This window comes from Stenotrophomonas sp. 2YAF22, from assembly GCF_052114665.1.
GTDB lineage: Bacteria > Pseudomonadota > Gammaproteobacteria > Xanthomonadales > Xanthomonadaceae > Stenotrophomonas > Stenotrophomonas indicatrix.
This window is the reverse complement of the sequence record NZ_JBFRFE010000161.1, coordinates 1-7443: the sequence shown is the minus strand read 5'-3', so window position 1 is coordinate 7443 and position 7443 is coordinate 1. Positions and strand designations below refer to the sequence as shown.

Below are 7443 nucleotides of genomic sequence, written 5' to 3'. Positions count from 1 at the left end.
GTCACGCACCTGTGCCGCRCTGAGCTGCGCAGGCAGGGTGGCGATGTCCTGGATGTGCTTGTCCTGCGAGCGCATCCGTGCGTTCTGCGCCTCGATCTGCGCGCGGTCCAGGATAGGTGCGTCGGCATTGTCCAGCCGTGCCGCCCAGTAGTCCGCGGTGAGGTAGGCCTCGTGCAGGCCGATCACGTAAGGCAGCGGGGCGCCGGGGTCGGGTACAGGCGTGGCCGCCTGGGTGAATGCGGGTGCACCCAGCAGGCCCAGGGCCAGTGCCAAGGTCAACCGGTGCGGCCAGTGCCGACGCGGTTCGCGGGAAGCCAGGATCATGCGCTGCACACCCTCCTCGAATGCCTGTTGGAATATTTATTCCTTTCGGCCCCGAAAGCAAGAATAAATTATTGACCGGTCTCCCGGCCCGTGTTACACAGCCGTTACCACCCGCGCTTGGGAAGTGTCGCTGTGGATCCTGCCGTTCGCAAACCGTCTCTGCCTGCCGCTGCCGGCCTGTGTGCCGCGCTGCTGCTGTGGGCGTCGGCGGCACCGGCCGCGGATCCGCCCAGCGCCACTGATCGCGGACGGGAAACGCAGCTGATCGATCTGGTCGACAGCGGTCGTTTCAGCGATGTCGTTGCGTTGCTGGCGACCGCAGGCGATGCTGCCGAAAGCGCGTTCCAGCGCGAGCGCATGCGCCGCATCAAACTGGATTTCTCCCTTGACCACGCCGCTGCCAAAGCAGCGGTACGCCGCTGGATTCCCGACCTGACCGACGAGGAATTCGCGCGCTGGGACCAGCTCGGCCTGATCGAGCATCTCGACATCGATGGCACGCGCTGGTACTTCAAACGCGCACCATCGAACCTGTTCCTGCTCAGCGATGAAGCACGCGCACGCCGCCGCGCGGATGCGCCTATGCCGGCGCCGGGCCCCAACGAGGTGCTCAACGCGCATCACGCGCGGGTGGTTGCTGCCGCCGAACAAAGCGGCACGGCATCCGTGCTGCCGCAGCGCATCGAATTCACCCAATCGTTGACGGTCAAGGCCGACACCGTGCCGGCCGGCGAAACCGTACGTGCCTGGATTCCGTACCCGCGCGAGATTCCCGGCCAGCAGGAGCGCGTGCAGTGGATCGGCAGTGCACCAGGCAAGGCTCGAGTCGCCCCAGCCAGCACCCAGCAGCGCACCGCCTACCTGGAAGCCAAGGCGGTGGCCGGGCAGCCGACGCACTTTGAAATCCGCTATGCGGTGACGATCTTCGCGCGCCACACGGCAATCGATGCAACGAAGGTGCAGGCCACGCCGGATGATCCAGCATTGAAGCCCTATCTGGCCGAGCAGCTGCCGCACGTACGCTTCACCCCGGCGCTGAAGCTGTTCTCCGACCAGATGCTGCAGGGCGAGACACGCCCGTATGAAGTGGTACGCAAGCTGTTCGCCGCCGTCGACCGCATTCCATGGGCCGGTGCGCGTGAGTACTCGACCCTCAACAACATCAGCGACTACGCGTTGCGCGCCGGTCATGCCGATTGCGGGCAGCAGACACTGCTGTTGATCGCCCTGCTGCGCATGAACGGCATTCCCGCGCGCTGGCAGTCGGGCATGGTGTTCTCCGACGATGGCAGCGGCTACAACAACCTGCACGACTGGGGCCAGGTCTACCTGGCGCCCTATGGCTGGCTGCCGATGGATGTGACCACCGGCGCGCTGGCCAGCGACACGCCCGCGCTGCGTGACTTCTACCTCGGTGGCCTCGATGGCTACCGCATCGCCTTCAACGACGATTTCGGCCAGGCGTTCGTGCCGGCCAAACAGCACTACCGCTCGGAAACGGTCGACTCGCAGCGCGGCGAGGCCGAGTGGTCAGGCGGCAACCTGTACTTCGACCAATGGAGCTACGACTTCCAGTGGCGGGTACTGCCAGCCGGGCAACGCTAGCGCGACACACCACCCCACCACCATTCAATTCTTGCAGGAGAGAGCAGGGGATGAAGGCTTACAACATCAAGCGGGCGGCCTTGTGCGTCGCCCTCGGCGCGTGCATGGCCACGCTGGCGCCCAGCGCATTCGCACAGGACGGAGCCGTGGTCGGCCGCCTGACCAGCGATGCCGGACAGGTGCCTGCCGGTGCCACCGTTACCGTGCGCAACCCCGCCACTGGCTTTGTGCGTTCGGTGCAGGCCGACAGCAAGGGCAGCTACCGCATTCCGCTGTTGCCAGTCGGCACCTATGACATGGAGGTCAGCCTGCCGGGTGGTGCTGCCAGCCGCGTCGGCCAGGTCACCGTCAGCCTGGGCAGTGCAACCACGGTGAATGTGCCGCTGGGCGCGGTCAGCACGTTGGGCACCGTTGAAGTACGCGCGCCGCAGGTGGTGTCGATGGTGGACGTGAAGTCTACCGAGTCGGCCACGAACATCACCCGCGAGGAACTGTCGCGGCTGCCGGTGGACCGTGACATCACCGCGGTGGCGCTGCTGGCGCCTGGCGCGGTGAAGGGCAAGGGCTCGCTGGGTGGACAGGGCATCTCCTTCGGTGGTTCGTCGGTGGCGGAGAACACCGTCTACATCAACGGCCTGAACGTCACCGATTTCTACAACCGGGTCGGGTTCTCGTCGGTGCCGTTCTCGTTCTACCAGGAGTTCCAGGTGAAGACCGGCGGCTACTCGGTGGAGTTCGGTCGCAGCACTGGCGGCGTCATCAACGCCGTCACCCGCTCGGGCAGCAACGACTTCAAGGCCGGTGCCGAACTGGTGTTCGAGCCGCGTGCCTGGCAGTCGCAGGCGCGCGACCGCTATGACGGCGACGGCAGCCGTTACATCACCGCCAGCCGTGACGACTACTCGCGCAGTGCGCTGAATGTGTTCGCCTCCGGTGCGCTGGTGCAGGACCGGCTGTTCTTCTTCGGCATGTACGAAGCGCGCGACTACACGCCCAATTCGACCAATGATGCCGGTACCGTGTTCAACCGGGGTACCGCCGATGATCCGTTCTGGGGCGGCAAGCTGGATTGGCAGATCACCGACAACCAGATGCTGTCGCTGTTCGGATTCTCCGACAAGAGCGATACCGTCACCGACGTCTATCGCTACGACCATGACACCGGCACTGTCGCAGCCGAGCGCAACAACCAGATCTACAACACGGTGGGCGGCAGGAACTGGTCGGGCACCTACAGCTGGCAGGTCAACAACGATCTGACCATGAAGCTGATGTATGGCGAGAACAAGCGCAACCGCACGCAGAGCTCGTTGATGGACGAGAACTGCAACCGCGTGTTCGACAACCGCACTGCCAGCCAGGGCGTGCCTTCCAACCTGCAGGGTGACCGCAGCTGCACCAGCAGCTCGCAGCTGGAGTCGGCGCTGGATACGCGCAAGGCCGCGCGCGCCGACTTTGAATGGTCCATCGGCAACCATCTGCTGCGCTTTGGCCTGGACCGCGAAGAAAACACCTCCGACTACGAGCGCGCCTATCCCGGTCCCGGTGGCCTGCGCTACGACATCTACTACCGCACGCCGGGCAGTTCACTCAACGGCGGCACCGTGCCCGCCAGCGGCCTGGTCGCGCGTACCCGCCGCTACGAAGTGGCCGGGTCGTTCGAGACCATCAACTCAGCCTACTACCTGGAAGACAACTGGCAGGTCACCCCGAACTTCCTGCTCAACATCGGCGCGCGCGTGGAAGGGTTCGACAACAAGGGCGGCGACGGCGACAGCTACATCAAGATCGACAACATGATCGCGCCGCGCCTGGGCTTCGCCTGGGACGTTCGTGGTGATGGCACCACCAAGGTGTTCGGCAACCTGGGTCGTTACTACCTGCCGGTGGCCAACGTCATCAACATCAAGCAGGCCGGTGGCTTCCTCGATGAGCGCACCTGGTATGAGTTCCTGGGCTACACCGGCGCCGCCAACAACGTGCCGAACCTGGGCGGCCAGATCGGTCCGGTCGACAATTCGCAAGGCGATGGCAGCGTCCCGGACCTGCGCGCCGAAGTGAACCGGGACATGGATCCGGTCTACCAGGATGAGGCGATTCTAGGCTTCCAGCACATGCTGAGTGAATCGTGGTCGGTTGCCGCAAGCGTCACCTACCGGCGCCTGARCAACGCCATCGATGACATGAACATCACCGCCACCGGCCAGTGTGGTGCGATCGACGGCGTCTGGATCATGGGAAACCCCGGGCGCACGAACACAGTCTGGGGGGACACCAATTGCGATGGCAGCAACGATGGCTGGATCGACATCGACACCTCCAAGGAAGGCTGGGCGCTGTATGACGACGACGGCAATTACGTGGGCCAACGCGGCTGGGTGAAGCCCAAGCGTGACTACAAGGCGCTGGAACTGCAGGTCGATCGCGCGTGGGATGGCAAGTGGGGCTTCAATGCCTCCTATACGCTGGCTTACGGCAGGGGCAATGCCGAAGGCCCGGTCAACTCCGATACCGACTTCGCCGACGCTGGCCGCACCGAGAATTTCGACAACCCATGGGTGAACTACCGCGGTTATGGCTATCTGGCCAATGACCGCCGCCATCAGTTCAAGTTCCGCGGCAGCTACGCGTTGACCGAGAACCTCAGCGTGGCCGCCACCCTGGGCGTGCAGTCGGGCAGTCCGATCACCCGCTTCGGTGCGGGTAATCCCTTCGACGACACCGACTTCCACAGCTATTACGTGTGTGTGTCCAACTGCCAGTCGACGGTACCCTCCGAACGCGTGTTCGTGCATTCGCCGCGCGGTGGCGATGGACGTACCCCGTGGACCTACGATCTGGACGTCAGCGTTTCCTACAAGGTGCCGATCCCCACCGACCTGCGCCTGAAGCTGGCGGTGTACAACGTGCTCAACCAGCAGCGCGTGGTCACCGTGGACCAGGACTACGAACCGCAGGACAGCATCGGCACGCCGAACCCGATGTATGGTTATGGCACGGGGTTCCAGTCGCCGCGCTATGCGCAGTTGACGGTGACCTGGAATTATTGAGGATGCATCTGCGCGCCGCCCTGCGGGGCGGCGTGGCGTGATGAACGCCGTGCCTGCCTGCGCGCTGCCTGACGGAGACTGACTTGCATCGTCTGTTGCTACTGGCTGTAGCACTGGCCAGCCCCGCTGCCCCAGCAGGGGCGGTGGACACCGCACGCCTGGACGCCGACATCGCCTTCGTGGACCAGCACGAGCACCTGCCGGGGCTGGCGATGGGGGTGGTCGAGGATGGCCAGGTGGTCTATCGCCACGCCGAAGGCGCGCGCGGTGATGGCGGCCGCATCGACGAAGACACGCTGTTCAAGATCGCCTCCAACAGCAAGGCGATGACCGCCGCGCTGTTGGCCACGCTGGTGGAGCAGGGCAAGCTGCGCTGGGACGACCCGGTACGCCGCCACCTGCCGGCGTTCGGCATGCATGACCCGTGGGTGGGCGAACACCTGCAGGTGCGCGATCTGCTGATTCACAACAGTGGCCTCGGCCTGGGTGCCGGTGACCTGATGCTGTGGCCCGAGCCCAATGCCTTCACCCGCAGCGATGTCATCGCCGGGCTGGCACACCTGAAGCCGGTCACCAGTTTCCGCAGCGGCTACGCCTACGACAACCTGATGTACGTCGTTGCCGGTGAGGTGGCTGCGGCCGCCGGTGGCAAGCCGTATGACCAGCTGATGCGCGAGCGGGTGTTTGAACCGCTGGGGATGACCCGTTGCCAGGTGGGCGCATGGTCGGTGAAGCAGGTCGGCAATGTCGCCCAACCGCATATGCGTCGCGATGGCCGCAATGTGGTGGCCGGTGCCGATGGAACGCTCAGCCCCGATCTGACGTCGATGGCGGCCGGTGGCATCCGCTGTTCGCTGCGCGACATGACGCGCTGGATGCAGGTGCTGCTGGACCCGGCGCTGGCACCGGCGTGGCTGAGCGCCGAGCAACGCCGCATGCTGTGGACGCTGCACATGCCGATGCCGTTGGGCGAACGCCAACGCAAGTGGGACAACGCCCACTTCTATGGCTATGGGTTGGGCTGGCGGGTGTCGGACATGGATGGGCACTGGAAGGTCGCGCACACCGGTACGCTGTCGGGCATGTATTCCTCGCTGGCGCTGCTGCCGGATCGCAAGGTCGGCGTGGTGATGCTGATCAACGGCGAGGCCGAAGAAGCCCGCACCGCGTTGATGCAGTCGACGCTGAAACAGTTCACCGCGCCGGATGACGCGCAACCTGTGGGGTACTACCTGGCCGAGCTGAAGGCCGATCAGGCCGCGCGTGCCGCCACGGGAAGTCGTGCACCCTCTACCCGGGCTGCCCGACCGGCTGCAGCCACTGATCTGGTGCAATGGCAGGGGCGTTACCGCGATCCCTGGCTTGGCCCCGCCTCGCTATGCCCCACCAGCAATGGCCTGCGCTTCAGCGTCGACAAATCGCCCACGCTGCAGGCAACGGTGCAGCAGCTGCAGGGTCGCTGGCTGTTGCAGTGGGATACGCTGGAACCCTCGGCGCAGGCGTGGCTGAATCCCGGCGCAGACACGCCGACGCTGGAACTGCGCGCCATCGATCCGGAGATCGACTTCAGCTATGACTTCCAGGACCTGCATTTCACTCGTACTGGCGATTGCCCTGGCAGCGGCGGCCCACGCCGCTGAGCCGCCGCGCATCTCGCCCGCCACCGACGTCACTGCGGCGGGACTGGTGGAGATCCGCACGTTGTCGCCGCGCATCGAGATGGACATCCGCTACGCCGGTGCCAACAATTTCACTGCTGCGCGCGTGCCCGGCTATGAAGCGCCCGCGTGTTATCTGCTGGCGCCGGTGGCAAAGGCGTTGGCCGCTGTGGAAGCTGACCTGCGCGCGCAGGGTTTTGGCTTGCGTCTCTACGATTGCTATCGCCCGGTGCGCGCGGTGCAGGCGTTCATGGCCTGGGTACGTGATCCGCAGGAACAGTCGCGCAAGGCGATGCAGTATCCGGATCTGGACAAGCCGCAGCTGCTGAGCGACGGCTACATCGCCGAGCGCTCCGGCCACAGCCGTGGTGCCACCGTGGATCTGGGCCTGCTGGATTGCCGCAGCGGGCGCTGTACGCCGATGGACATGGGCACCGACTTCGATTTCTTCGGCCCGCGCGCGCATACGCAGACGCCCGGCCTGACTGACGCGCAGAAGGCCAACCGCCAGCAGTTGGTACAGGCGATGGCACGGCGTGGTTTCGCCAACTATGCGCAGGAGTGGTGGCACTACACGCTGCAGCCCGAGCCGGACCTCGGTACCGCCTACGACGTGCCAGTGCGGTAAGGGGTTGTCGGCAGGGCTGCGCCCTGCACCCGCCGAATTGACGGCAACAGCAACAGCAACAGCAACAGCGGGCATTCCGTGGGATGGCGGGGTGGGTCCGGTTGCGGGGGACGCTGCAAGTACGTCCMTGTAAGCTCGRTCGCGCCATCCATGGCGCTCACGCCCCCGCAACCGGACC

Annotated in this window: 4 protein-coding genes and 1 pseudogene; 4 read left to right on the top strand and 1 reads right to left on the bottom strand. The window is 65.3% G+C overall.

What is annotated here, in order from left to right:
- Window positions 1–324: pseudogene (locus tag AB4Y84_RS08600) on the bottom strand (SH3 domain-containing protein); the annotation flags it as partial.
- 132 nt (window positions 325–456) lie between these two features.
- Between AB4Y84_RS08600 and AB4Y84_RS08595 the strand changes: the two are divergent.
- The 4 genes from AB4Y84_RS08595 (at window position 457) to AB4Y84_RS08580 (ending at window position 7265) form a co-directional block, all read left to right on the top strand.
- Window positions 457–1929: a transglutaminase-like domain-containing protein gene (locus AB4Y84_RS08595; protein WP_442244697.1), complete on the top strand. Its 1473-nt coding sequence runs from the start codon at window positions 457–459 to the stop codon at window positions 1927–1929.
- Between the two features lie 50 nt (window positions 1930–1979).
- Window positions 1980–4979: a TonB-dependent receptor gene (locus AB4Y84_RS08590; protein WP_442249996.1), complete on the top strand. Its 3000-nt coding sequence runs from the start codon at window positions 1980–1982 to the stop codon at window positions 4977–4979.
- A gap of 83 nt (window positions 4980–5062) precedes the next feature.
- The gene (locus AB4Y84_RS08585; protein WP_442244698.1) at window positions 5063–6619 is read left to right on the top strand and encodes a serine hydrolase domain-containing protein; all 1557 of its coding nucleotides are present in this window, start codon (window positions 5063–5065) and stop codon (window positions 6617–6619) included.
- Window positions 6552–7265: a M15 family metallopeptidase gene (locus tag AB4Y84_RS08580; RefSeq protein WP_442244699.1), complete on the top strand. Its 714-nt coding sequence runs from the start codon at window positions 6552–6554 to the stop codon at window positions 7263–7265. Before AB4Y84_RS08585 ends, AB4Y84_RS08580 begins: the two co-directional genes overlap by 68 nt.
- The last annotated feature ends 178 nt before the right edge of the window (window positions 7266–7443 follow it).

Excerpts from the sequence above, each read along its gene's own strand:
- AB4Y84_RS08580 (WP_442244699.1), top strand. The coding sequence starts at position 6,552 with ATGACTTCCAGGACCTGCATTTCACTCGTACTGGCGATTGCCCTGGCA.